The 24,426-nt window shown below is 67.8% G+C and carries 22 protein-coding genes and 1 pseudogene; 16 read left to right on the top strand and 7 right to left on the bottom strand.

What is annotated here, in order from left to right:
• Position 1 precedes the first annotated feature (1 nt).
• The gene (locus tag G6N50_RS13775) at positions 2 to 367 is read left to right on the top strand and encodes a GntR family transcriptional regulator (RefSeq protein WP_083095322.1); all 366 of its coding nucleotides are present in this window, start codon (positions 2 to 4) and stop codon (positions 365 to 367) included.
• 50 nt (positions 368 to 417) lie between these two features.
• On the opposite strand, the gene G6N50_RS13770 is transcribed toward G6N50_RS13775, so the two are convergent.
• Positions 418 to 939, bottom strand: a complete 522-nt coding sequence (locus G6N50_RS13770) for a DUF1697 domain-containing protein (protein ID WP_083095388.1) — start codon at positions 937 to 939, stop codon at positions 418 to 420.
• 64 nt (positions 940 to 1,003) lie between these two features.
• On the opposite strand from G6N50_RS13770, the gene G6N50_RS13765 reads away from it, so the two are divergent.
• Both G6N50_RS13765 and G6N50_RS13760 read left to right on the top strand, forming a co-directional pair.
• Positions 1,004 to 1,447, top strand: coding sequence for a PPOX class F420-dependent oxidoreductase (locus G6N50_RS13765; RefSeq protein ID WP_083095323.1), 444 nt, complete (start codon positions 1,004 to 1,006; stop codon positions 1,445 to 1,447).
• A gap of 50 nt (positions 1,448 to 1,497) precedes the next feature.
• A complete protein-coding gene (locus G6N50_RS13760; protein ID WP_083095324.1) occupies positions 1,498 to 1,722 on the top strand; it encodes a DUF5302 domain-containing protein in 225 nt (74 codons plus the stop codon).
• Between the two features lie 10 nt (positions 1,723 to 1,732).
• On the opposite strand, the gene G6N50_RS13755 is transcribed toward G6N50_RS13760, so the two are convergent.
• On the bottom strand, positions 1,733 to 2,266 hold the full coding sequence (locus G6N50_RS13755) for a nuclear transport factor 2 family protein (RefSeq protein WP_083095325.1): 534 nt from the start codon (positions 2,264 to 2,266) through the stop codon (positions 1,733 to 1,735).
• Between the two features lie 88 nt (positions 2,267 to 2,354).
• Here G6N50_RS13755 and G6N50_RS13750 point away from each other — a divergent pair, with 88 nt between their 5' ends.
• Positions 2,355 to 2,927: an HhH-GPD-type base excision DNA repair protein gene (locus G6N50_RS13750; protein WP_083095326.1), complete on the top strand. Its 573-nt coding sequence runs from the start codon at positions 2,355 to 2,357 to the stop codon at positions 2,925 to 2,927.
• A 37-nt stretch (positions 2,928 to 2,964) separates the two neighbouring features.
• Complete coding sequence (locus G6N50_RS13745) at positions 2,965 to 3,111, top strand: DUF1059 domain-containing protein (protein WP_066951537.1); 147 nt, start codon at positions 2,965 to 2,967, stop codon at positions 3,109 to 3,111.
• 66 nt (positions 3,112 to 3,177) lie between these two features.
• Here G6N50_RS13745 and G6N50_RS13740 read toward each other — a convergent pair whose 3' ends face one another.
• Together G6N50_RS13740 and G6N50_RS13735 are read right to left on the bottom strand one after the other, a co-directional pair.
• Entirely contained in the window at positions 3,178 to 4,368 is a 1,191-nt protein-coding gene (locus G6N50_RS13740) for an Rv1157c family protein (RefSeq protein WP_083095327.1), read from the bottom strand.
• A gap of 46 nt (positions 4,369 to 4,414) precedes the next feature.
• Complete coding sequence (locus G6N50_RS13735; RefSeq protein ID WP_083095328.1) at positions 4,415 to 5,161, bottom strand: hypothetical protein; 747 nt, start codon at positions 5,159 to 5,161, stop codon at positions 4,415 to 4,417.
• Between the two features lie 149 nt (positions 5,162 to 5,310).
• On the opposite strand from G6N50_RS13735, the gene G6N50_RS13730 reads away from it, so the two are divergent.
• Complete coding sequence (locus tag G6N50_RS13730) at positions 5,311 to 6,600, top strand: mannosyltransferase (protein ID WP_083095329.1); 1,290 nt, start codon at positions 5,311 to 5,313, stop codon at positions 6,598 to 6,600.
• Here G6N50_RS13730 and G6N50_RS13725 read toward each other — a convergent pair.
• Positions 6,597 to 6,881, bottom strand: a complete 285-nt coding sequence (locus G6N50_RS13725) for a 4a-hydroxytetrahydrobiopterin dehydratase (RefSeq protein WP_083095330.1) — start codon at positions 6,879 to 6,881, stop codon at positions 6,597 to 6,599. The two genes, G6N50_RS13730 and G6N50_RS13725, sit on opposite strands and share 4 nt — an antisense overlap.
• Positions 6,882 to 6,957: 76 nt before the next feature.
• Positions 6,958 to 7,731: an ATP synthase subunit B family protein gene (locus tag G6N50_RS13720; RefSeq protein WP_083095389.1), complete on the bottom strand. Its 774-nt coding sequence runs from the start codon at positions 7,729 to 7,731 to the stop codon at positions 6,958 to 6,960.
• Positions 7,732 to 7,943: 212 nt separating this feature from the next.
• Between G6N50_RS13720 and G6N50_RS13715 the strand changes: the two genes are divergently transcribed.
• The 7 genes and pseudogenes from G6N50_RS13715 (at position 7,944) to G6N50_RS13685 (ending at position 19,447) form a co-directional block, all read left to right on the top strand.
• The gene (locus G6N50_RS13715) at positions 7,944 to 8,336 is read left to right on the top strand and encodes a (deoxy)nucleoside triphosphate pyrophosphohydrolase (RefSeq protein WP_083095331.1); all 393 of its coding nucleotides are present in this window, start codon (positions 7,944 to 7,946) and stop codon (positions 8,334 to 8,336) included.
• A 460-nt stretch (positions 8,337 to 8,796) separates the two neighbouring features.
• On the top strand, positions 8,797 to 12,492 hold the full coding sequence (locus tag G6N50_RS13710) for a nitrate reductase subunit alpha (RefSeq protein ID WP_083095390.1): 3,696 nt from the start codon (positions 8,797 to 8,799) through the stop codon (positions 12,490 to 12,492).
• A gap of 34 nt (positions 12,493 to 12,526) precedes the next feature.
• Positions 12,527 to 14,143: a nitrate reductase subunit beta gene (narH, locus tag G6N50_RS13705; protein WP_083095332.1), complete on the top strand. Its 1,617-nt coding sequence runs from the start codon at positions 12,527 to 12,529 to the stop codon at positions 14,141 to 14,143.
• Positions 14,140 to 14,806, top strand: a pseudogene (gene narJ, locus G6N50_RS13700) (nitrate reductase molybdenum cofactor assembly chaperone); the annotation flags it as partial. The gene narH and the pseudogene narJ, both read left to right, overlap by 4 nt.
• Positions 14,802 to 15,533 (top strand): respiratory nitrate reductase subunit gamma, encoded by a 732-nt coding sequence (gene narI / locus G6N50_RS13695; protein ID WP_083095334.1) that lies wholly within the window; start codon positions 14,802 to 14,804, stop codon positions 15,531 to 15,533. The pseudogene narJ and the gene narI, both read left to right, overlap by 5 nt.
• Positions 15,534 to 15,604: 71 nt before the next feature.
• A complete protein-coding gene (typA, locus tag G6N50_RS13690) occupies positions 15,605 to 17,494 on the top strand; it encodes a translational GTPase TypA (RefSeq protein ID WP_083095335.1) in 1,890 nt (629 codons plus the stop codon).
• Positions 17,495 to 17,539: 45 nt separating this feature from the next.
• Complete coding sequence (locus G6N50_RS13685; RefSeq protein ID WP_163650957.1) at positions 17,540 to 19,447, top strand: ABC transporter family substrate-binding protein; 1,908 nt, start codon at positions 17,540 to 17,542, stop codon at positions 19,445 to 19,447.
• 8 nt (positions 19,448 to 19,455) lie between these two features.
• On the opposite strand, the gene G6N50_RS13680 is transcribed toward G6N50_RS13685, so the two are convergent.
• Positions 19,456 to 20,070 (bottom strand): TetR/AcrR family transcriptional regulator, encoded by a 615-nt coding sequence (locus G6N50_RS13680; RefSeq protein WP_083095337.1) that lies wholly within the window; start codon positions 20,068 to 20,070, stop codon positions 19,456 to 19,458.
• A gap of 134 nt (positions 20,071 to 20,204) precedes the next feature.
• On the opposite strand from G6N50_RS13680, the gene mshB reads away from it, so the two are divergent.
• The 3 genes from mshB to G6N50_RS13665 all read left to right on the top strand — a co-directional run bounded on the left by mshB (position 20,205) and on the right by G6N50_RS13665 (position 24,418).
• Positions 20,205 to 21,113: an N-acetyl-1-D-myo-inositol-2-amino-2-deoxy-alpha-D-glucopyranoside deacetylase gene (mshB, locus tag G6N50_RS13675; protein WP_083095338.1), complete on the top strand. Its 909-nt coding sequence runs from the start codon at positions 20,205 to 20,207 to the stop codon at positions 21,111 to 21,113.
• Between the two features lie 92 nt (positions 21,114 to 21,205).
• Positions 21,206 to 21,667, top strand: a complete 462-nt coding sequence (locus tag G6N50_RS13670; protein WP_083095339.1) for a hypothetical protein — start codon at positions 21,206 to 21,208, stop codon at positions 21,665 to 21,667.
• Positions 21,668 to 21,763: 96 nt separating this feature from the next.
• Complete coding sequence (locus tag G6N50_RS13665; protein ID WP_083095391.1) at positions 21,764 to 24,418, top strand: bifunctional FO biosynthesis protein CofGH; 2,655 nt, start codon at positions 21,764 to 21,766, stop codon at positions 24,416 to 24,418.
• Positions 24,419 to 24,426: the final 8 nt, after the last annotated feature.

The following is a 24,426-nucleotide window of genomic DNA, read 5'->3' as shown; positions in this document are numbered from 1 at the left end:
GGTGGAGCTCGGTGACTGGTTGAAGGTCGACATGAAGGCGGGAAAGCCGTTGTTCGACCAGCTCAGGACGCAGGTCATCGACGGAGTCCGGGAGGGCGCGTTGCCGCCCGGCACCCGCCTGCCCACCGTGCGGGATCTGGCCGGTCAGCTCGGCGTCGCCGTCAACACGGTGGCACGCGCCTACCGTGAGCTCGAGACCTCCGCGATCATCGAAACCCGGGGCCGCTTCGGCACTTTCATCGCCCGCTACGACCCGACCGACGCCGCCATGGCGGCCGCGGCACGGGAGTACGTCCGGGTTGCGCGCGGACTGGGCTTGGACAAGGCCGATGCCGCGCGCTACATCGAAGCCGTTCCCGACGACTGAGCCGGCCGTCGAAAACTCTTGGTGCACAGACGGTCTGGCAGCCCGACGGCTCAGCGCAGCACCTTGTCCAGGGTGCGCAGGTTGCGGGTCGTGGTCGACGACTTGTACCGCGGCTTACCCATTGTCTTGCCGATGCTGCTGTCCAGCGTGCTGCCCTTGGGGACCTGCCAATAGATCACGCCGTCCCCGCGGCGGATCTTCTCGTCGGGGCCCGCGTCCTTGTCCAGCGCGGCCAACTCGTCGAGCACGGCCGCGTCGGCGACGAACGTGACGTAAGACTGATAGCCGTCGACCTCGCGCTCGAAGGGATAGGCATCGACGACGGCGCGCACGGTGTCGATGTCATAGGCCAGCACCCACGCGTCGTAACCGAACCGGTCACGCAACGCGGCCTCGGCTTTTTTGCGCACCGACGCCACGCCGGCAGACGACTCCAGCAGCACGTTGCCGGTGGCCAGGATGGTCCGTACCTGGGTGAAGCCCGCGTCGGTCAGCGCGGCCGCGACCTGGGTCATTTTGAGGTTGACGCCCCCGACGTTGACGCCACGCAGAAACGCCGCGTACTTCGTCATGCCCCGATTCCACCAGGTCGGCCGGACAACCACGATCCCGGGCCGTCCGACGTAGGCTTTCGTCATGGGACGCCAAGTCTTCGACGACAAGCTGCTGGCCTTGATCAGTGGGCATTCCCTAGGGGTGCTGGCCACCATCAAGCGCGACGGGCGGCCGCAGCTGTCGAACGTGAGCTATCACTTCGACCCGCGCAGCTTGGCGATCCAGGTGTCGATCACCGAGCCGCGCGCCAAGACCCGCAACCTGCGCCGCGACCCGCGGGCCTCGATCCTGGTCGACGCCGACGACGGTTGGTCGTACGCCGTCGCCGAGGGCACCGCCGAGTTGACGCCCCCGGCGGCTTCGCCCGACGACGACACGGTGGAGGCGCTGATTGCGTTGTATCGCAACATCGCCGGTGAGCACCCGGACTGGGAAGAATACCGGCAGGCCATGGTCACCGACCGGCGGGTGCTGCTGACGCTGCCGATCTCGCATCTGTACGGCATGCCGCCGGGGATGCGGTAGCCGCGCCGCATTCCGGACCGTTTCGGCAAACCCGGGCTAGGCTGCCCCGTATGGCTGAATCGAATGCCCGGCAGGGTTCCAAGTCGTCGGAGCCTTCGGGGGCTGCTGGACCTTCCGGGTCGGACGACGACACCAAGCGCAAATTCCGCGAAGCCCTGGACCGCAAGATGGCGAAATCCTCGAGCGGGTCCGACCATAAGGACGGCGCCGGCAAGCAGGCGCGGGCGCACGGCGCGGCGGGAAGCCGCCGCGAATTCCGCCGCAAGAGCGGCTGATTGACCAGATTCAGTCGCGGGGCGGTGTGAACAGGCCGATCGACGGGTCGGCTTGGCCCGGTTGGCCGCGCAGGCTTCCCCGGGTGCTCGGGTGCCCGAAGTTCACTTGGGATGGGTCGTTCTGGTACGCCCAGTCGGCCACGATGGTGCGTTGACTGAATTTCCAGCGGCCGTCGTGTCGAGCGTACGTGTCGAGGTAGCGCCCGCCGATGATGACGTCGATGTCGTGCTCGGGGCCGGCGAAGGTGTGGAACACCAGGCAGTAGATCTCGCCGCGCGCCGTGTCGCCGTCGACCACGAAGTTCGTCGTGGTGATGTTGTGTTGGGAGACACGCACATACGGCTCCGCGGCCCGTAATTGTGCGATGAATTGTTCGACGCCCCCCGTCGAGAACGAGCCGTGCGAGTCGGTCGCGTCGGGGTGGTACAGGTCGCGGAGGCCTTCATAATCGGCGCGGTCGACGGCCCGGCAGTAGGAGGTGACGAGCGCATGCAGTTCATCGCGGTCCAGCATCAGCGCCAACCGGGCCTCATCCAGCACCACGTCACGATAACTCGGTGGTTAGGTGAGTAGTCTCCCAACAACGGCTCATCGGTCTTAGGGTGTTCAGCGGAAGGAAGGTCGTTGACGGATGAAACTTTGGCTGGCTCAAGATCCCGAGGCCGACGCGCTGCTGGATGAGGATCCGTTGGCCCTGGTCATCGGGATGGTGCTGGATCAGCAGGTGCCCTTCGAAACCGCGTTCGCGGGCCCGAAGAAGATCGCCGACCGGATGGGCAGCTTCGGCGCTCATGAAATCGCCGAGTACGACCCCGACAAGTTCGCCGCGCTGTGCTCGGAAAAGCCTGCGATACACCGGTTCCCGGGATCGATGGCCAAACGTATCCAGACCCTGGCCCAGATCATCGTGGATCGTTATGACGGCGATGCCGCCGGATTGTGGACCGCGGGCGACCCCGACGGCGAGGAGCTGCTGCGGCGAATCAAGGGCCTGCCCGGTTTCGGCGAAGTCAAGGCGCAAATCTTCCTGGCGCTGCTGGGCAAGCAGTACGGCGTCGACGTCAAAGGCTGGCGCGCGGCGGCCGGGCAATTCGGCAAACCCGGCACGCACATCTCCGTCGCCGACATCGTCGACGCCCAATCGATGGGCGCGGTGCGTTCTTACAAGAAGCAGATGAAAGCGGCAGCCAAAGCCGCGAAGTAGTGGGTCCAAAGTGGGTCAAAGAAGGAAGGGCGGCAACGTGAAGACACACATAACGTGTCCGTGCGGGGAAGCAATCGTCGGCAAGGACGAGGACGAACTGGTCGAGCTGACCCAGGCTCACCTTGCCAGCGATCATCCTGGCCTCGAGTACGACCGCGACGCTATCCTGTTCATGGCGTACTAGCAGCGAACGCGCGTGCCCCGGTCGGGGACACGCGCGTTCGCGGGAGATGGTGGCGGCGCCGGTCTCTTACGGCACCACCGTCGATCCGATCGTCGGCATGAACTGGCACTGCTTTTCTTTGGTGGTGACCTGCCCGAAGATCGTCGACATGATGCTGCCCGAACCCGTGTCGGCGATCGCGGTCAGCGTCGTGGGCCCGTCGCCATTGATATCGGTGCGCGGCTTGAGCGCGACCGTCCCCGACTTGCCCGTGGTCAGGTTCACCCACGTGACGTTGAGGGGCAGCTTCTGCACCTCGGCGGGACCGGGTGTGCCGACCGCGGTGAACACGTAGGCGGTCTGCCCGGGGCCGGGCCCGGGAGTCGGAATCTTCGCCGGCCCCGCCACCGAGAGCGCGGTGGCGATCGCGCTGGTGCCGTCGGCCAGGCAATTGGTGCCGATCGAGGGGTACATGAAGTCCTGCGTGGGCGGAGCGTCAGGCCCGAACCCCGGGGCCGCCGCCGCGGGGGCGGCGTCTGGCGCCGGTGCGGGTGCCGGTGCGGGCGCCGGTGCGGCTTCCGGTGCGGGAGGGGCCGCCGGTGGTGCCGCGGCGGGTGCCGGTGGTGCCGGGACGGGCGCCGCGACGGGCACGCTGGCCGGTTGGGCAGGCCCCGGTGCGACGGGTGCCGCAGCGGGTGCCGGACCGGCCGCGTGCGCCGGGTCGATGCCGGCCGGCAGGTGCGCCTCGGGCGCCGGGGCCGCCGCGGGTGCTGGTGCCGCGGCTGGCGCGGGCGCCGGGGCCGCAGCGGGTGCGGGAGCGGCCGCGGGTGCTGGTGCCGCAGCGGGTGCTGGTGCCGCCTCGGGTGCCGGGCCGGCCGCGTGCGCCGGGTCGATGCCGGCCGGCAGGTGAGCCTGCAAACCGGGTTCTACCCCCGCCGCGGGCACGTGTTGCACCGGCGCAGCGGGCTCCGCGACGAACTGATTGACCGCCGCCGCAACGTTTTTCGACTCGTTGGGCGTGCTCGGGTTGTGGGCGAAGGCTTGTGCCGCGGCCATCAGCAGCTGGGTCGCTTGCTGTGGGTCGGTGGCCGCCTGCTGGATGAGCGGGCTCAGCTGCGACAAGGCAGGCAGACCCGGCAGCCCTTGGGCCGCATTCGGTTGCGGTATCGGCTGCGGCGCCGCCGGGTCGGCTGTCGCGTTCGGGCAGAGCCCGAACGCGACAGCCGATGCCGTGACGACTGCGGCCAAACCTTTGGACAGATTCCAAGTGGTTGCCACGGTGTCCTCCGGTTCTCAGAAGTGGTTTAGCCGTTTACGAGACTGATCAGGGCAGGGCGGCCAGCAGCGGTGCTGCCGGTCCGGCGGGGCTGGCCGCCGGTGCGGGTGCCGCCGGTGCCGCGGGTGCGGCCGGAGCCTGCCCCGAAGCGAGCGCCGGCAGATCCTGCGGGAGCGTCACTTTCGGAGGCACACTGACCGGCAGGCCGGCCGGCATCGCCGGCATGTTGACCTGCGCCTGCGGAATCTGCGGAGCGGGCGGCGTGGCCGGTGCCGCCGGTGTGGACAGCCCCGGGATCGGCAGACCCGGGATCGACGGAGCGGCCGGAGCGGCGGGACCCGCAGCCGCCGGCTGCGCACCCGTCAGGCCCTGGATCATCGCCGGAATGCCGCCGGTCGCCGTCGACGGCGCGGCGGGGGTCGCCGACTGTGCCAGCCCCGGAACGAAGGGGTTGGCCGCCGCCGGGGCCCCGGGGGTGGTCGGCGCGGTCAGGCCGGGAATCGACGGAAGACCCGCCGCCGGAGCTGCCGCGGTCGCCGGCGAGGTGGCCGCCGGAACACCCGGGAAGCTGATCCCGGGAGTGGCCGGAGCCGCCGGCGGCGTGGCGCCGAGCGCGGTCGCGAGGTTCTGCAGGATTTGCGGTGCGTTGGCCGCCGAACTGATCAGCTGCTGCGGGATGTTCGGCACGGCCGGGGCCGGCACGGGGTCGGCGTGGGCGATTCCGCCCGTCAATAGCGCTGCGGACGAACCGACCACGACGGCGGCTGCACGCATGTAAGTCCAGATGGTTGGCATGACTCTCCCTGTTTGATCGATTGCAGGTCCGGCGCTGAAGTTACTTTGATGCAGATGGGACTCAAGTGACACGTGTGGCATTTATGAAGTCGTTACTGATACGAGTGAGAGCAGTGACCGAACGGCTGAAAACAGCGCTCCAAGTAGTGATGTGGCCACCCGACGGCACCGACGGCACGGCCACGCACGTCGCGCTCGCTAAAGTCGGGCGGATAGACACCACCTCGGCCGCTCCGGCGGCATCCACTTCTCAGCGGTTGGCGAGCCTCCTTCAGGCGGCCGCGCCGATGCTGCTCATCGCGAGCATCGCCGCGCGGCTGGCCTGGACGTATCTGGTTCCCAACGGCGCCAACTTCGTCGATCTGCACGTGTACCTCGGTGGGTCCGCCGCGATCGACCACCCCGGCACCTTGTACAGCTACGTCTACGCCGACCAGACGCCGGACTTCCCGCTGCCGTTCACCTATCCGCCGTTCGCGGCCGTGGTCTTTTACCCGCTGCACCTGTTGCCGTTCGGCCTCGTCGCTTTCCTGTGGCAGGTCGCCACCATGGCCGCGCTGTACGGCGCGATCCGGCTCAGCCAGCACCTGATGAACGCAGGCCCCGCCGGCCGGCGTCCGGCGATGTTGTGGACGGCGATCGCCATCTGGATCGAACCGCTGCGCAGCACCTTCGATTACGGACAGGTCAACGTGTTGCTGATGACCGCGGTGCTGTGGGCGGTGTACACCACGCGGTGGTGGCTGTCGGGGCTGCTGGTCGGCGTGGCGGCGGGAATCAAGTTGACCCCCGCGATCTCCGGTCTCTACCTGGCCGGCGCCCGCCGGTGGGGCGCCGTGGTGTTCTCAGCGGTGGTTTTCGTTGCCACCATTGGGATTTCGGTCTTGGTCGTCGGTGATCAGACGCACTACTACTTCACCCGCCTGCTGGGCGACGCCCATCGGGTGGGCCCCATCGCCACCTCGTTCAATCAGTCCTGGCGCGGCGGCCTTTCGCGCATCCTGGGCCACGATGTGGGCCTCGGCCCGCTGCTGGTGGCCGCCGTCGCCGTGACCGCGGTGCTGGCGGTGCTGGCCTGGCGGGCCCTGGACTCCGCCGACCAACTGGGCAGGCTCGTGGTGGTGGAGCTGTTCGGGTTGCTGCTCTCACCGATTTCCTGGACCCATCACTGGGTGTGGCTGGTACCGCTGATGATCTGGGCGATCCACGGCCCGGTGCGCGCGCGGCGTGGAGCGCGAATCGTCGGCTGGGGCTGGCTGGTTCTCACCCTGATCGGCGTGCCGTGGTTGCTCAGCTTCGCCCAACCCACCATCTGGCAGATAAGCAGGCCCTGGTACCTGGCCTGGGCAGGGCTGATCTACATCGTGGCGGCGGTGGCGACGCTGATCTGGATCGCGGCCACCGGGAGAACCGAGGCGAAGGACGCGGTCGCGGTCTAGTTGTCGACGATGCCGTTGATGTCGCGGGCCATGTCGATGTCGTTTTTGGTGATGCCGCCCTCGGAGTGCGTGACGAGAGCGAAAGTCACTGTCCGCCAACGAATATCGATGTCCGGGTGGTGATCCTTGCTTTCCGCGTGCTCGCCCACCCGCCGCACGGCATCGATGCCGGCCAGGAAGCTCGGAAATTTGATCGAGCGGCGCAGGGCGCCGTCGGCGCGCTCCCATCCGACCAGATCGGGCAGTGCGGCATCTACTTGCTCATCCGTTAACACAGCCATATACCCGACCGTATACCCTCGCCGGCCAAGCCGTAGGAGACGAATGCACGGTGGCCGGCCCCGGCCCAGCGGTCACTCACGAGGCAACGGCGGGACCCGGTGCTTGGTTCTTCTGATCCAACGACACCACGACGCTTTGCTCCGGCGGGTTCGTTCGTTCTTGGTATGCCGACTCGAGGATCGCCGGAACCCCTTGCAGGTCGCGGGCCACGCCCACCAGTTCTTCCAGGATCAGGATTCGTTGCTGATTCGCCTCGCCCAACGCCCTGCGGCCCTGCTCATCGAAATAACGAACTCTCTGTTTTGCGTCGGCGAGGAGTCGTTCACGCTCCTGCTGGGCTTCCTGGAACGCCTCATCGATCAACGATTGGGCCTCGGCACGCATCCCGGCGAGCTCGGCGTCGAACTCCTTCCTGGTTGCCGCACACTCGGTCTCCAGCGCTTTGCGCTGCGCGGCGATGTCCGCCAACAACTCCCGGTGCTCTCGCTGGGCGGCCTCGGTCTCGGCCTCAGCCTCGGCGACCAGCGCTTCTACCTCAACCCGCGCCTCGTCCTGCATCCGAGAAATCTCCTCGAGCGCACGCCGCAGCAACCTCGCCATCCGATGCTGCATCGCATAGGGCGACGGCGAGGTGTCCGAGAGGAGGGCGACCTCATCCCTGAGGCAGGCGACTTCGATCCGCAGCGCGACCGCTTCGTCGCCGAATTCGTTTCGCTGGGCCCGTAGGTTCTGAACTTCATCGGTCAGGAACTTCTGCTTGGCGAGCAACACCTCGATGTAGGCATCGACCGCGGCCGTGTCATAGCCCCTGAAGGTGCGGGAGAACGTCCTTATGGTTTCGGTGGTCATTGCCATCCTCCATTTCTGGAAGTGCCCGGTAGAGATAGTGACCGACTGGGGTCGAGTATCCCACGGTGACGCCAAAACTGTAAGGGACCCGTTGTGCTGCAAGGGAATTCGATCCACATCGCGAGGGCTCGATGCCATTCCGTGAAATTGATCGTCGCCAGCGCAGGACGTCGCGCCCGGCCGGCGGGCCCGACGGTATACCGTCACTGGCCATGCCGACCCAGATCGTCGTTGCCGGCGCGCTGATCTCCGAATCCAAGGTCTTGGTGGCACAACGCGCCCGTCCGCCGGAGCTGGCCGGCCGCTGGGAGCTGCCCGGCGGCAAGGTCGCGCCCGGCGAAACAGAGCGCGACGCGCTGGCTCGCGAGTTGGCCGAGGAGCTGGGCCTGGCGATCGGCGACGTAGCGGTGGGCGACCGGCTCGGCGACGACATCGCGGTCGATGGCGGGCTCACGCTGCGCGCCTATCGCGTGCGGCTGATCCGGGGCGAACCCGATGCCCGCGATCATCGCGCGTTGCGCTGGATTACCGCGGCTGAGCTGCACGATCTCGACTGGGTGCCAGCCGACCGGGCCTGGCTGGGGGACCTGAGCCGGGCGCTTTGAGAGCAACCTCGTAACAAGTCCACAGACTTCCGGCAGCTTATGTACAGCCGCGTTGCAGGTCCTCGCAGTGAACTGAATAGAACAATATGACTTGTAATAACGACGCCACACGAAGCTGCCCTGGATGTGCGTGCCGATAGCGAGCCGAATGCTTGTCCAGACCCTGCCCCCACGGCCTCGGTGCCGGGCCGGGACATTTACAGGTGCGCAAAAACCGATGCTCATGACACCTTTTTTCGCAAGTTGCCCACACGCGACGGACCTGAATTCGCCCCCGATCGAGACCTATGCTGGTGCTGTATCGCCTCCCAGCCCGCGGGCCTGAAATGCCGAGCGCTGAGCCGATCCGAGCTGGTGCGGGCGGGTGGATCACCGGGCTGATTGCCGAACGCAACGCACTTGGGGTCGAAAGAACGGCCCGCTCACATGGCACGACGCGACCGAATTGGAGGAGTACTTCTTGACTGTCACACCCCACATTGGCGGAGTGCTCGAGGAACTCTTGGAGCGCAGCGGGCGGTTCTTCACGCCCGGCGAGATCTCGGCCGACCTGCGCACGGTCACGCGGGAGGGCGGCCGCGAGGCCGACGTGTTCTACCGCGACCGGTGGAGCCACGACAAGGTGGTTCGCTCCACGCACGGGGTGAACTGCACCGGATCGTGCTCGTGGAAGATCTACGTCAAAGACGGGATCATCACCTGGGAGACCCAGCAGACCGACTACCCGTCAGTGGGTCCGGACCGGCCCGAGTACGAGCCTCGCGGCTGCCCCCGCGGTGCGTCGTTTTCGTGGTACAGCTACTCGCCAACCCGCGTGCGCTACCCGTACGCCCGGGGGGTGCTGGTCGAGATGTATCGGGAAGCCAAGGCGCGGTTGGGCGACCCCGTGCTGGCATGGGCGGACATCCAGGCCGATCCCGAGCGCCGTCGTCGCTATCAGCAGGCCCGCGGCAAGGGCGGACTGATTCGGGTCACCTGGGCCGAGGCCACCGAGCTGATCGCCGCCGCCCACGTGCACACCATCAAGACCTACGGACCGGACCGCGTCGCCGGATTCTCTCCGATTCCGGCGATGTCGATGGTGTCCTACACCGCCGGCTCGCGGTTCTTCGAGTTGATCGGCGCCCCCATGACGTCGTTCTATGACTGGTACGCCGATCTTCCGGTGGCCTCCCCGCAGGTCTTCGGCGACCAGACCGATGTGCCCGAATCCGGGGACTGGTGGGACGCGGCGTATTTGATGATGTGGGGCTCCAACGTCCCGATCACCCGCACGCCCGACGCGCACTGGATGGCCGAGGCGCGCTACCGCGGCACCAAGGTGGTGACCGTCAGCCCGGACTATGCCGACAACACCAAGTTCGCCGACGAGTGGATGCCGTGTGCGGCCGGCACCGACGGGGCGCTGGCCATGGCGATGGGCCACGTCATCCTCTCGGAATACTATGTGCAAAAGCAGGTTCCGTTCTTCACCGACTATTCCCGCCGCTACACCGACCTGCCCTTCCTGATCAAGCTGGAAGAGCGCGGCGACATGCTGGTGCCGGGCAAGAACCTCACGGCGGCGGATTTGGGGGAGGCCTTTAAAAGCTCGGAGAACGCCGCACTCAAGCCCGCCGTGCTGGACGAGATCACCGATTCGGTTGTGGTGCCCCACGGCTCGCTGGGATTCCGGTACGGCGAGTCGGGCGTGGGCAAGTGGAACCTCGATCTCGGCGACCTGACGCCCGCACTCAGCGTCCGCCGCAATCAAGACGGCAGCACCGCGCTCGTCCACCTGCCCAGCTTCGACACGGTCGACGGCGAGGGCACAACCGTGGCCCGCGGCGTCCCGGTTCGCCGCATCGGTAAGCACCTGGTGTGCACCGTATTCGACCTGATACTCGCCCAATACGGTGTGGCGCGACCGGGCTTGCCCGGCGAATGGCCCACCGGCTACGACGACGCGACCCAGCAGAACACCCCGGCCTGGCAGGAGGCGATCACCGGCGTATCGGCCGCCCAGGCCATCCGGGTGGCAAGGGAATTCGCGCACAGCGCCGAGGAATCCGGTGGTCGCTCGATGATCATCATGGGCGGCGGCATCTGCCACTGGTTCCACAGCGACGCGATCTACCGTTCGGTGCTGGCGCTGCTGATGCTGACCGGCTCGATGGGCCGCAACGGAGGTGGCTGGGCCCACTACGTAGGCCAGGAAAAGGTGCGCCCGCTCACCGGATTTCAGACGATGGCGATGGCAACTGACTGGGTGCGCCCGCCACGACAGGTGCCCGGCGCCTCGTATTGGTACGCACACACCGATCAATGGCGCTACGACGGGTACGGCGCCGACAAACTGGCCAGCCCGGTCGGGCGGGGCAGGTTCGCGGGCAAGCACACCATGGACCTGCTGGCGTCCTCGGTGGCCATGGGGTGGAGCCCGTATTACCCCCAGTTCGACCGATCCAGCCTGGACGTCGCCGACGAAGCGCGTGCCGCCGACCGCGACGTTGCCGACTACGTCGCCGAGCAGCTCGGCCAACGCAAGCTCAAACTCGCCGTGACCGATCCCGACAATCCGGTGAATTGGCCACGGGTGCTTACCGTTTGGCGCGCCAACCTGATCGGCTCGTCGGGCAAGGGTGGCGAGTACTTCCTGCGCCATCTGCTGGGGACCGATTCCAACGCGTCGGCGCTGCCGCCGGAAGACGGGGTCCGGCCCACCAGTGTCACCTGCGAGGGGGACATCCCCGAGGGCAAGCTCGACTTGATGATGTCGATCGACTTCCGGATGACCTCGACGACGCTGGTGTCCGACATCGTGCTGCCGGCGGCGACCTGGTATGAGAAGGCCGACATCGCCAGCACCGACATGCACCCCTACGTGCATGCGTTCAGTGCCGCGACCGATCCGCCGTGGGAAACGCGGTCGGACTTCGACGCTTTCGGTGCGATCGCCCGCGCCTTCAGCGCCATGGCCAAGGATCATCTGGGCACCCGCACCGATGTCGTGCTCAGCGCGCTGCAGCACGACACGCCGGACGCGATGGCCTATCCCGATGGCACCGAACAGGATTGGCTGCATTCCGGTGCGACGCCGGTGCCGGGCCGGACGATGGGCAAGCTCACCGTGGTGGAGCGCGACTACACCGCGATCTACGACAAGTGGCGGACGCTGGGTCCGCTGGTCGACAAGTTCGGCCTCACCACCAAGGGCGTCACGGTGCACCCCTTCCGGGAGGTCGAGGAGCTCGCCGCCAAGTTCGGAGTGCTGAGATCCGGTGTGGCGGGCGGCCGCCCGGCCATCACCACCGCCTCGCGGATGGCCGACGTGTTGCTGCTGCTCTCGGGAACGACCAACGGGCGCCTGGCGGTCGAGGGTTTTCACGAACTGGAAAAGCGCACCGGTCAGCGGCTGGTGCATCTGGCCGAGGGCAGCGAGGACAAGCGCATCAGCTACGCCGATACCCAGGCTCGGCCCGTTCCCGTGGTCACCAGCCCGGAATGGTCGGGCAGCGAGACCGGTGGCCGTCGCTACGCGCCGTTCACCATCAACATCGAAAATCTCAAACCGTTTCACACCCTGACCGGGCGGATGCATTTCTATCTCGCGCACGACTGGGTCGAGGAGCTCGGCGAGCACCTGCCGGTGTTCCGGCCGCCGCTGGACATGGCGCGTCTGTTCGGTCAGCCCACGCTCGGCCCCACCGAGGACGGCATCGGGCTTACGGTGCGCTACCTGACGCCGCACTCGAAGTGGTCGTTCCACTCCACCTATCAGGACAACCTGTACATGCTGTCGTTGTCCCGCGGTGGCCCGACGATGTGGATGAGCCCGGGCGACGCAGCGAAAATTCAAGTGCACGACAATGATTGGGTCGAGGCGGTGAACGTCAACGGCATCTACGTGTGCCGAGCGATCGTCTCGCACCGGATGCCCGACGGCGTCGTGTTCGTCTACCACGTCCAGGAGCGCACCGTGGACACGCCGCGCACCGAAACCAACAACAAGCGTGGCGGTAACCACAACGCGCTGACCCGGGTGCGCATCAAGCCGAGCCACCTGGCCGGCGGCTACGGACAACACGCGTTCGCGTTCAACTACCTGGGCCCGACCGGCAACCAGCGCGACGAAGTGACCGTCGTGCGCCGTCGCAGCCAGGAGGTGCAGTACTGATGAGCACCGAAGCGACGCGGGAGGGGAGACCGCGATGAAGGTCATGGCGCAGTTGGCGATGGTGATGAACCTCGACAAATGCATCGGGTGCCACACCTGCTCGGTCACGTGCAAGCAGGCGTGGACTAACCGGTCCGGCACCGAATACGTGTGGTTCAACAACGTCGAAACCCGGCCCGGCCAAGGCTATCCGCGCACCTACGAGGATCAGGAGCGGTGGCGCGGTGGCTGGATTCGCGACAAGAAGGGTCGGCTGCGGTTGCGGGACGGTGGCCGCCTGCAAAAGCTGCTGCGGATCTTCGCCAATCCGAAGTTGCCCCTCATCGGCGACTACTACGAGCCTTGGACCTACGACTACGAGAACCTCACCACGGCGCCCGCGGGTGACACGTTCCCCACGGCCGCGCCCAAAAGCCTGATCAGCGGTGAGCCGATGAAGATTTCGTGGGGCCCGAACTGGGACGACAACCTGGCCGGCTCGCCGGAGATTCTGGCCGAGGACCCGATCCTGAAGAAGGTCAGCGAAGAGATCAAACTCTCGCTCGAAGAAACCTTCATGTTCTACCTGCCCCGGATCTGCGAGCACTGCCTGAACCCGTCCTGTGTGGCGTCGTGCCCGTCGGGCGCGATGTACAAGCGCAGCGAGGACGGCATCGTGCTGGTGGACCAGGACCGCTGCCGGGGCTGGCGGATGTGTGTGTCCGGATGTCCTTACAAGAAGGTCTATTTCAACCACAAGACGGGCAAGGCCGAGAAGTGCACGCTGTGCTATCCGCGGATGGAGGTCGGACTGCCGACCATCTGCTCGGAGACCTGCGTGGGCCGGCTGCGCTATCTGGGCGTGGTGTTCTACGACGTCGACAAGGTGCTCGAAGCGGCGTCGGTGGAAAAGGACACCGACCTCTATCCGGCGCAGTGCGAGATCCTGCTGGATCCCAACGATCCGAACGTCATCGCCGGAGCGCGGGCCGAGGGAATCCCGGACGAGTGGATCGAGGCCGCGCAGCGTTCCCCGGTGTACGCGCTGATCCACACCTACAAGGTGGCGCTGCCGCTGCACCCGGAATACCGGACTATGCCGATGGTTTGGTACATCCCGCCGCTCTCGCCGGTGGTCGACGCGGTCAGCCGCGACGGGCATGACGGGGAAGACCTCGGCAACCTGTTCGGTGCGCTGGACGCGCTGCGAATCCCGATGCAGTACCTGGCCGAACTGTTCACCGCCGGCGACACGGCCGTGGTCGAAGGCGTGCTGCGCAAGCTGGCGGCGATGCGCTCCTACATGCGCGACATCAACCTCGGCCGCGAAACCCAGCCGCACATTCCGCATTCGGTCGGCCTGACCGAGGAAGAGATCTACGAGATGTACCGGCTGCTCGCCATCGCGAAATACGAAGAGCGCTACGTCATTCCGACCGCGTTCGCTCCGCAGGCCCGCGATCTGGAGGAGATGGGCTGCTCGCTGACGGGGGACGGTGGTCCGGGCATGTACGAGTCGGATCAGGTGCCGGTGTCCGTGGAGACCTTCCACACGCTCAAGCAGCGCGGCGACGATCCCGGCAACGCGCGGCGGTCGACCCGGGTGAACCTGCTCAACTGGGACGGCGGTCAGGTGCCCACCGGCATGTTTCCCGAAGAGCGGCAGCGATGAAGCTGCTTTCGGCGCTGCGGGAGCGTTCCACCAATCGGGCGATGCAGGATCGCCTGGTGTGGCAGGCTGCATCGCTGCTGCTGGCCTACCCGGACGACGGGTTGACCGGGCGCCTGAACGCCGTCGACGAGTTGCTGGGCCATATGAGCGGTCCGCCGGCGGCGCTGCTGCAGCAGACGGTGGTGGCGCTGCGGGCGCTCGAGCCGATGGCCGCCGCGATGGACTACGTCGCCACCTTCGACATGCGCCGGCGCTGCACCATGTACCTGACGTACTGGACCGCGGGGGACACCCGCAACCGCGGCCGGGAGATGCTGGCGTTCGCCACCGCCTACCGGGAGGCGGGTGTGCAGCCGCCGGGCGGTGAGGCGCCCGACCATCTGACCGTGGTGCTCGAATTCGCCGCCACCGTCGATCCCGAGGCCGGACGGCGCCTGCTGGAGCAGCATCGGGTGCCGATCGACGTGCTGCGCGGCGCCCTGGCCGACGCCAAATCGGCGTACGAGCCGGCCGTGGCGGCGGTCTGCGAAACCCTGCCCGCCGCAACCGATCAGGAAGTGCGCCGCGCCGAGCGGCTGGCGAAGGCCGGGCCACCAGCGGAAGCCGTTGGGCTGCAACCGTTTACCTTGACCGTGCCACCGAAGTAAAGGAACGCCAAGTGTTCAGCAACGTCCTGTTCTGGGACATCGCGCCCTACGTCACGCTGTCGGTCCTGATCGTGGGAACCTGGTGGCGCTACCGCTACGACAAGTTCGGCTGGACGTCGCGGTCCTCACAGATCTACGAGTCGCGGCTGTTGAGCATCGGCAGCCCCATTTTCCATTTCGGCATCCTGGCGGTTTTCGCCGGCCACGTGATGGGGCTGTTCGTCCCGCCGCGCGTCACGCAGATGCTGAAGATGAGCGACCACGTCTACCACCTGCAGGCGGTCATCGCCGGGTCGATGGCCGGCATCGCGACGCTGATCGGCATCGGGCTGCTGATCTACCGCCGGTTCACCCGCCCGGCGGTGTCCATGGCCACCACCCGCAGCGACAAGGTGATGTATCTGGTGCTGGTGCTGGCGATCGTCGTCGGCCTGTACTGCGACCTGATCGGTACCGGCCCGCACGGCGGCGAGTTCCACTATCGCTACACCGTCGGTTTATGGTTCCGGCGGATCTGGATATTTCAGCCGCACGGCGAGGTGATGGTCAACGCGCCGCTGGACTACCAGCTACACGCCCTGATCGGCATGGTGTTGTTCACGCTGTGGCCGTTCACCCGGCTGGTGCACGTGTTCAGCGCCCCGGTCGTCTACCTGTTCCGGCCCTACATCGTCTACCGCAACCGCGAGACGGCGGCCAAGGGTGAACTCGTCGGTACGGCGCCGCGCCGGCGGGGCTGGTAGCGGACCGACCAGCGGGCGCCCGGTTACCAGCCGGTTCGCTATCCGGGGCCCCCGCTGCCACAATCACCGACGTGCTATTTCGCAACGTCGCCATCGTCGCCCACGTCGACCACGGGAAGACCACCCTGGTCGACGCGATGCTGCGGCAGTCGGGCGCGCTGCACCACCGTGGTGACGACACGGTCGAGCGCCTCATGGACTCCGGGGACCTGGAGAAGGAAAAGGGCATCACGATCCTGGCCAAGAACACGGCCGTGCATCGCAGGCATGCGGACGGGACGACGACCGTCATCAATGTCATCGACACCCCAGGCCACGCCGACTTCGGCGGTGAGGTGGAGCGCGGGCTGTCCATGGTGGACGGGGTGCTGCTGCTGGTCGACGCCTCCGAGGGCCCGCTGCCGCAGACCCGTTTCGTGCTGCGCAAGGCCCTGGCCGCCCACCTGCCGGTGATCCTGGTCGTCAACAAGACGGACCGGCCGGACGCCCGGATTTCCGAGGTCGTCTCGGAGAGCCACGACCTGCTGCTCGACGTCGCATCAGACCTCGACGAGGAAGCGCAGAAGGCCGCCGAGGATGCCCTCGGCCTGCCGACGCTGTACGCCTCGGGGCGGGCGGGCATCGCCAGCACGACGGAACCGGCCAACGGCGAGAATCCCGAGGGCGACAACCTCGATCCGCTGTTCGACGTTCTGCTCGAGCACATCCCCCCACCGCAGGGCGATCCCGAGGCGCCGTTGCAGGCGCTGGTCACCAACCTCGACGCCTCGGCCTTCCTCGGACGGCTCGCGCTGATCCGCATCTACAAGGGCCGGATCCGCAAAGGCCAGCAGGTGTCCTGGATGCGCGAGGTGGACGGGCATCCCGTCATCACGAACGCGAAGATCACCGAACTGCTGGTGACCGAGGGCGTGGAACGGACGCCCACCGACGAGGCCATCGCCGGGGACATCGTCGCCGTCGCGGGCATTCCGGAGATCATGATCGGCGACACGCTGGCCGATCCGGACCACGCGCACGCGCTGCCGCGCATCACGGTCGACGAGCCCGCCATCTCGGTGACCATCGGCACCAACACCTCGCCGCTGGCGGGCAAGGTGAAGGGTCACAAGTTGACCGCGCGCATGGTGAAGTCGCGGCTGGACGCCGAACTCGTCGGCAACGTTTCCATCAAGGTCGTCGACATCGACCGGCCCGACGCCTGGGAGGTGCAGGGCCGTGGCGAGCTCGCGCTGGCGGTGCTCGTCGAGCAGATGCGCCGCGAGGGCTTCGAGCTCACGGTCGGCAAGCCGCAGGTCGTCACGCAGACGATCGACGGCAAGCTGCATGAGCCCTTCGAGGCGATGACCATCGACTGCCCCGACGAGTTCGTCGGCGCGATCACTCAGCTGATGGCCGCACGCAAGGGCCGCATGGAGGAGATGACCAACCACGCGGCCGGCTGGGTCCGGATGGACTTCATCGTGCCCAGCCGCGGGCTGATCGGCTTCCGCACCGACTTCCTCACCCTGACCCGCGGCACCGGCATCGCCAACGCCGTGTTCGACGGCTACCGGCCGTGGGCGGGGGAGATCCGGGCCCGCCACACCGGGTCGCTGGTGTCTGACCGCGCCGGCACCATCACGCCGTTCGCCATGATCCAGCTCGCCGACCGGGGCCAGTTCTTCGTCGAGCCCGGCCAGGACACATACGAGGGCATGGTCGTCGGAATCAACCCGCGCGCAGAGGATCTCGACATCAACGTCACCCGTGAGAAGAAGCTGACCAACATGCGGTCCTCGACCGCCGATGTCATCGAAACGTTGGCCAGGCCGCTCGAGCTCGACCTCGAGCAGGCGATGGAATTCTGCGCGTCCGACGAATGCGTCGAGGTGACCCCGGAGATCGTGCGGGTGCGCAAGGTCGAGCTGGACGCCACGGTCCGGGCCCGCAGCCGGTCGCGCGCCAAGGCGCGGGGTTGACACCGGGTGGTCGAACGGGCTGCTGAGCAGCTGCTCGATACCCTGATCAGCGTGCCGAGACGAGTCCGCCGTTGGTTCATGGTGCTGGGCGGCCTGGTTTCGCTGGTCGGACTCGTGCTCTCGGCCTGTACCGTCAACCCGCCGCCGGCGCCGCAGAGCACCGACACACCGCACAACTCGGTGCCACCGCCGCCGCGGGTCAGCGAGATCATCATGGGCATCGACTCGATCGGCGCCGGCTTCAACCCGCACCTGCTGTCCGACCTGTCCCCGGTGAACGCGGCGATCAGCGCGCTGGTGCTGCCCAGCGCCTTTCGGCCGGTCCCCGACCCCAACATGCCGACCGGCTCACGCTGGGAGATGGACCCGACCCTGCTGGTTTCGGCGGAGGTGACCAGCCAGAACCCGTTCACGGTGACCTACAAGATCCGGCCGGAGGCGCAGTGGACCGACAACGCGCCGATCGCCGCCGACGACTTCTGGTACCTCTGGCACCAGATGGTCAGCCAGCCGGGGGTGGTCGACCCGGCCGGGTATGACCTCATCACCGGCGTGCAGTCCCTGGAGGGCGGCAAGCAGGCGGTGGTCACCTTCGCCGAACCGTATCCGGCGTGGAAAGAGTTGTTCAGCAACATCCTTCCGGCGCACATCGTCAAGGACGTGCCCGGAGGTTTCGCGGCGGGCCTGGCGCGGACGCTTCCGGTCACGGGTGGGCAGTTCCGCGTGGAAAGCATCGACCCGCAGCGCGACGAGATCCTGGTGGCCCGCAACGACCGCTACTGGGGACCCCCGGCCAAACCCGCGCTCATCCTTTTCCGGCGCGCCGGGGCGCCGGCCGCGCTGGCCGACTCCGTGCGCAACGGCGACACCCAGGTGGCGCAGGTGCACGGCGGCTCGGCGGCCTTCGCGCAGCTGTCCGCCATTCCCGACGTCCGCACCGCCCGGATCGTGACGCCGCGCGTCATGCAGCTCACGCTTCGGGCCACCCAGCCCAAACTGTCTGACACGCAAGTCCGTAAAGCGATCTTGGGGCTGCTCGATGTCGACCTGCTCGCCGCCGTGGGCGCGGGCAGCGACAACACGGTGACCCTGGACCAGGCGCAGATCCGCGCGCCGAGCGACCCGGGCTACGAGCCGACCGCGCCACCGGCGATGACGACACCGGCGGCGCTGGCGTTGCTGGAGGGGGCCGGCTACAAGGTCGAACCCAACTCCTCGGCATCGCCGGCGCCGACCCCGCCCAACACCGGGCCGCCGGAGGCCATCCGCGGCCGAATCAGCAAGGACGGCCAACAGCTTTCGCTGGTCATCGGGGTGGCGGCGAACGACCCGACCGCGGTCGCGGTGGCCAACACCGCCGCCGACCGATTGCGCGACGTCGGCATCGCCGCGACCGTGCTGGCGCTGGACCCGGTCACCCTCTACCACGATGCGCTGAACGACAACCGGGTGGACGCGATCGTCGGCTGGCATCAGGCGGGCGGAAACCTGGCGACCCGGCTCGCCTCCCGGTACGGCTGTCCCGCCCTGCAATCGACCCAGGTCTCGATTTCCAACGGGCCGGTGCCCGCAACGACCACCCCCGCCGGTCCCACGCCGTCCACCGGGCCGGCCGCCACGACCCCGACCCCGACTACGACCCCGACCACGCCGCCGCCGCCCAGCCGCCCGGCCGATCCCAACGCACTGGTGCAGGCGCCGTCGAACCTGACCGGGATCTGCGATCGCAGCATCCAGTCGAATATCGACGCCGCCCTCAACGGCACCAAGAACATCAACGACGTCGTCACCGCGGTCGAACCGCGTCTGTGGAACATGTCCACCGTGCTGCCGATCCTGCAGGACACCACGATCGTGGGGGCCGGCCCGAGCGTGCAGAACGTCAGCTTGTCCGGTGCGGTTCCGGTCGGCATCGTCGGCGACGCCGGCCAATGGGTCAAAACCGGTCCGTAGCCGCGTCGTCAGTCGGCGGACGGGCGCGCTGCCCGGGGCGGGATCACGGTGTCGACGATCAGCGCCAGCTCGCGCCGGTTCGGCGGCGACCCGTTCAGCAGGAAGTGCTGGTTGATCAACGCCGACCCGATGCGAGCGGTAAGAGGCGTCACCGTCGTCGGGTCGAGATCACCGTCGTCCATGGCGGCCTGCAGGATCGATTCCACGATTCTCACGCGCGGCCGCACCACGGCGTCGGCGAAGATGGCCCGCATCTCGGGTTCGTGCAACAGCTGATGGATGACGTCCAGACCCGGAAAGCCGGTCTTTCCGGCCAGCAGGTCGCGCTGGGCGGTGAACATCGCCAGCAAGTTTTCTCGGGTCGAACGGCCGGAACGCAGCTCGGGCAGCGGCGGCAGCGCGAAAACCAAAGCGGCGTGCACCAGTTCGCACTTGGTGTCCCAGCGCCGGTAGAGCGCGGCCTTGCCGGTGTGGGCGCGCGCCGCGATCCCCTCCATGGTCAGGCCGCCGTAGCCGACCTCGGTCAGCTCGACCAGGGTGGCCTCGTAGAGAGCACGTTCGAGGACCTCACCTCGCCGGCGGCTTCGGCTGACGGTGTGGTCAGCGTCCGTGAGCTGGGGCATTCATTGATAGTAGCCGTGCGCGTTCCTATCCGCTGCGGTCCCGGCGATCCCGGCGCCCGGCGACCAACATAAGAAACGGCACCGGGCACTAATCCTGAGTGCCGATTTCCGCCGCTGCCGGTAGGGTGCCGTCCATGCCTGAGACGCCGCGGCTGCTGTTCGTCCACGCGCACCCCGACGACGAAAGCCTGGGCACCGGCGCCACCATCGCCCACTACGCCGCCCGCGGGGCCGACGTCCGCGTCGTCACGTGCACGCTGGGAGAGGAGGGCGAGGTGATCGGCGATCGCTGGGCCGAACTCGCCGTCGACCGCGCGGACCAACTGGGCGGGTACCGGATCGGCGAATTGACCGCCGCGCTGCGGGCGCTGGGCGTCCACGAACCCCACTACCTGGGCGGCGCCGGCCGGTGGCGCGATTCGGGCATGGAGGGCACTCCCCAGCGGAACCGGCCACGATTCATCGACGCCGACGAGAGCGAGACCGTCGGCGCGTTGGTGGCCGTGATTCGCGAGCAGCGCCCACACGTCGTCGTGACCTACGATCCGGACGGCGGCTACGGCCATCCCGATCACGTCCACGCGCACCGGGTGACGGTGGCGGCCGTGGCGGCAGCCCGGGCCGGCGACGTCGACTTCCCCGGCGAGCCCTGGGCCGTGCCGAAGTTCTACTGGTCGGTCTTCGCGACGAGCACCTTCGAGGCGGCCATGGATGCGCTTACCCCCGAGGATCTGCGGCCCGAATGGGCAATCCCGCCGAAGGAGGAGTTCACCTTCGGCTATGCCGACGACGACATCGACGCCGTCGTCGAGACCGCCCCGGAGGCCTGGGCGGCCAAGCGGGCGGCGCTGGCCGCACACGCCACCCAGGTGGTGGTCGGACCGACCGGGCGGGCCTGCGCGCTGTCCAACAACGCGGCGATCCCGATACTGGGGCACGAGCATTACGTGCTGGCCGGCGGCGCCGCGGGAGAGCGCGACGAGCGCGGTTGGGAAACGGATCTGCTCGCGGGGCTTGGTTTCCCCGCGACCCAGACGCGGTAGGCTGCCAATCAGGCAGCCACGGAAGGAATTCGCATGGACCCCGACCTGGACCCTAACCTGCAGCACTGGCAGGACCGGCTGGACAGCCTGCAGTGGGTCATCGGCTCGATCATGTCCAACGTCGACAGCGTCCCGACCTGACCGAAACCAAGCCACGCGTCGCGCCGGTCGACGAGAGCGGCGCGACCGACCCCGCGATTCGTTTCGTCGTGTTGGCCCTCTTGGCGGTCGACGGGGTGCTCTCCGCGCTTGCCGGGGCTCTGCTGCTGCCTCTCTACATCGGGACGGTTCCATTCCCCGTCAGCGGGCTGATTTCCGGACTGGTCAACGCCGCGCTGGTGTGGGCCGCCGGGCGCTGGACCCGCTCGCCCCGGCTGTCCGCGCTGCCGTTGTGGACGTGGCTGCTGACCGTGGCCGGGATCAGCATGGGCGGGCCGGCCGACGACATCATTTTGGGGGGCCGCGGCCTGATGGCCTACGGAGCGCTATTGCTGCTGGTCCTGGGGGTCGTACCGCCGGTGTGGGTGGTCTGGCGGCGCGGCCGGCACGGCTGACGTCCGGCCGGGATGTCGCCCGCTTGCCGACGCGGGGGTGCCGCTACTGTTGACTGTTGCCCAGACGGGACCCGCCAACGGGTGCCACGATTTCACATGTTGGGACGCACGGATGAAACTCGATCGTCGGGAAGTTACACCAAGGTGCTGTTGACTCCGAGCGAGGAGCCTGTCGCTCTGCCCAACCCTGCGGTTCCGGCCAAGCTTTCCTCGGAAGCCTCGACGAAGGCCTCCCGGGAGGTCAGCGCGTCGGCGCTGCGGCGGGTGTTGCGACGGGCTCGAGATGGCGTTGCGCTGAACATCGACGAGGCGGCGATCGCCATGACCGCGCGCGGTGCCGACCTGGCGGATCTGTGCACCAGCGCGGCGCGGGTACGCGACGCGGGCCTGGAATCGGCCGGACGGCGCGGCCCCGGCGGCGGGCTGCCGATCACCTACTCCCGCAAGGTTTTCATCCCGGTCACCCACCTGTGCCGGGACAGCTGTCACTACTGCACCTTCGTCACCGTTCCGGGCAAGCTGCGCGCCCGGGGCGACGGCATGTACCTCGAGCCAGACGAGATTCTCGACATCGCCCGTCGCGGCGCCGAACTCGGTTGCAAGGAAGCATTATTCACCCTCGGTGACCGGCCCGAGGATCGCTGGCCGGAGGCGCGTGAATGGCTCAGCCAACGCGGTTACGACTCGACGCTGTCCTACGTGCGGGCGATGGCGATCCGGGTGCTCGAAGAAACCGGGCTGCTGCCGCACCTGAATCCCGGTGTGATGAGTTGGTCGGAGATGGCGCGGCTCAAGCCGGTGGCGCCGTCGATGGGCATGATGCTCGAGACGACATCACGTCGGCTGTTTGAGACCAAAGGGCTTGCGCACTATGGCAGCCCGGACAAAGACCCGGCCGTCCGCCTGCGCGCCCTGACCGACGCGGGCCGGTTGTCGATCCCCTTCACCACCGGGCTGCTCGTCGGCATCGGCGAGACCCTGACCGAACGTGCCGACACCTTGCATGCGATTCGCAAGTCGCACAAGGAGTTCGGGCATGTGCAAGAAGTGATCGTGCAGAACTTCCGGGCCAAGGAACACACCGCGATGGCCGCCGTTCCCGACGCCGGCATCGAGGATTACCTGGCGACGGTGGCGGTGGCGCGGTTGGTGCTCGGTCCCGGGATGCGTATTCAGGCGCCGCCCAACCTGGTGTCGCGCGACGAGTGCCTGGCGCTGTTGGGGGCCGGGGTCGACGACTGGGGCGGGGTCTCACCGCTGACGCCCGACCACGTCAACCCGGAACGGCCGTGGCCGGCCCTGGACGAACTGGCCGGCGTCACCGCCGAAGCCGGTTACGAGCTGATCCAGCGGCTGACCGCGCAGCCCAAATACGTGCAGGCGGGCGCGGCCTGGATCGACCCGCGGGTGTCCGGACACGTGATGGCGCTCGCCGATCCGGCGACCGGTCTGGCCCGCGACGTCAACCCGGTGGGGCTGCCCTGGCAGGAGCCGGACGACGTCGGCTCCTCGGGGCGGGTCGACCTCAACGCGGCGATCGACAGCGAGGGCCGCAACACCGAAACCCGCAGCGATATCGACAGCGCCTTTGGCGACTGGGAATCGATCCGTGCGCACGTCCACGAGCTGGCGGCGCGCGCCCCCGAGCGTATCGACACCGATGTGCTTGCCGCGCTGCGCTCCGCCGAGCGCGACCCCGCCGGCTGCTCCGACAGCGAGTACCTGTCGCTGGCGACCGCCGACGGTCCGGCGCTGGAAGCGGTTGCCGCCCTTGCGGATACGCTGCGCCGCGAGACCGTCGGCGACGACGTGACCTTCGTGGTGAACCGCAACATCAACTTCACCAACATCTGCTACACCGGCTGCCGGTTCTGTGCGTTCGCGCAGCGCAAGGGCGACGCCGACGCGTACTCGCTGTCCACCGACGAAGTCGCCGACCGCGCATGGGAGGCGCACGTCGAAGGCGCCACCGAGGTGTGCATGCAGGGCGGCATCGACCCCGAACTGCCGGTCACCGGCTACGCCGACCTGGTCCGCGCCGTCAAGGCGCGGGTGCCGTCGATGCACGTGCACGCGTTCTCACCGATGGAGATCGCCAACGGAGTGACCAAGAGCGGGTTGAGCATTCGCGAGTGGCTGACCGGCCTGCGGGAGGCCGGCCTGGACACCATCCCCGGCACCGCCGCCGAGATTCTCGACGACGAAGTGCGCTGGGTGCTGACCAAGGGCAAGTTGCCGACGTCGCTGTGGATCGAGATCGTGACCACCGCCCACGAGGTGGGGCTGCGGTCGTCGTCGACCATGATGTACGGCCACGTCGACAGCCCGCGCCACTGGGTCGGCCACCTCAACGTGCTGCGTGACATCCAGGACCGCACCGGCGGTTTCACCGAGTTCGTGCCGCTGCCATTCGTGCACCAGAGTTCGCCGTTGTATCTGGCCGGTGCGTCCCGCCCCGGACCCACCCATCGGGACAACCGGGCGGTACACGCGCTGGCGCGAATCATGTTGCACGGCCGGATTTCTCAGATCCAGACCAGTTGGGTCAAGCTCGGTGTCGAGCGCACGCAGGTGATGCTCAACGGCGGCGCCAACGACCTGGGCGGCACGCTGATGGAGGAGACCATCTCCCGGATGGCCGGTTCGGAACACGGCTCGGCCAAGACTGTGGCGGAACTGACCGCGATCGCCGAAGGCATCGGCCGGCCGGCGCGGCAACGCACCACCGACTACTCGACGCTGGCCGCGTAGTTCGCTTC

The organism is Mycobacterium mantenii (genome assembly GCF_010731775.1).
Classification (GTDB): domain Bacteria; phylum Actinomycetota; class Actinomycetes; order Mycobacteriales; family Mycobacteriaceae; genus Mycobacterium; species Mycobacterium mantenii.
This window is presented reverse-complemented; position numbering and strand designations above follow the sequence as displayed.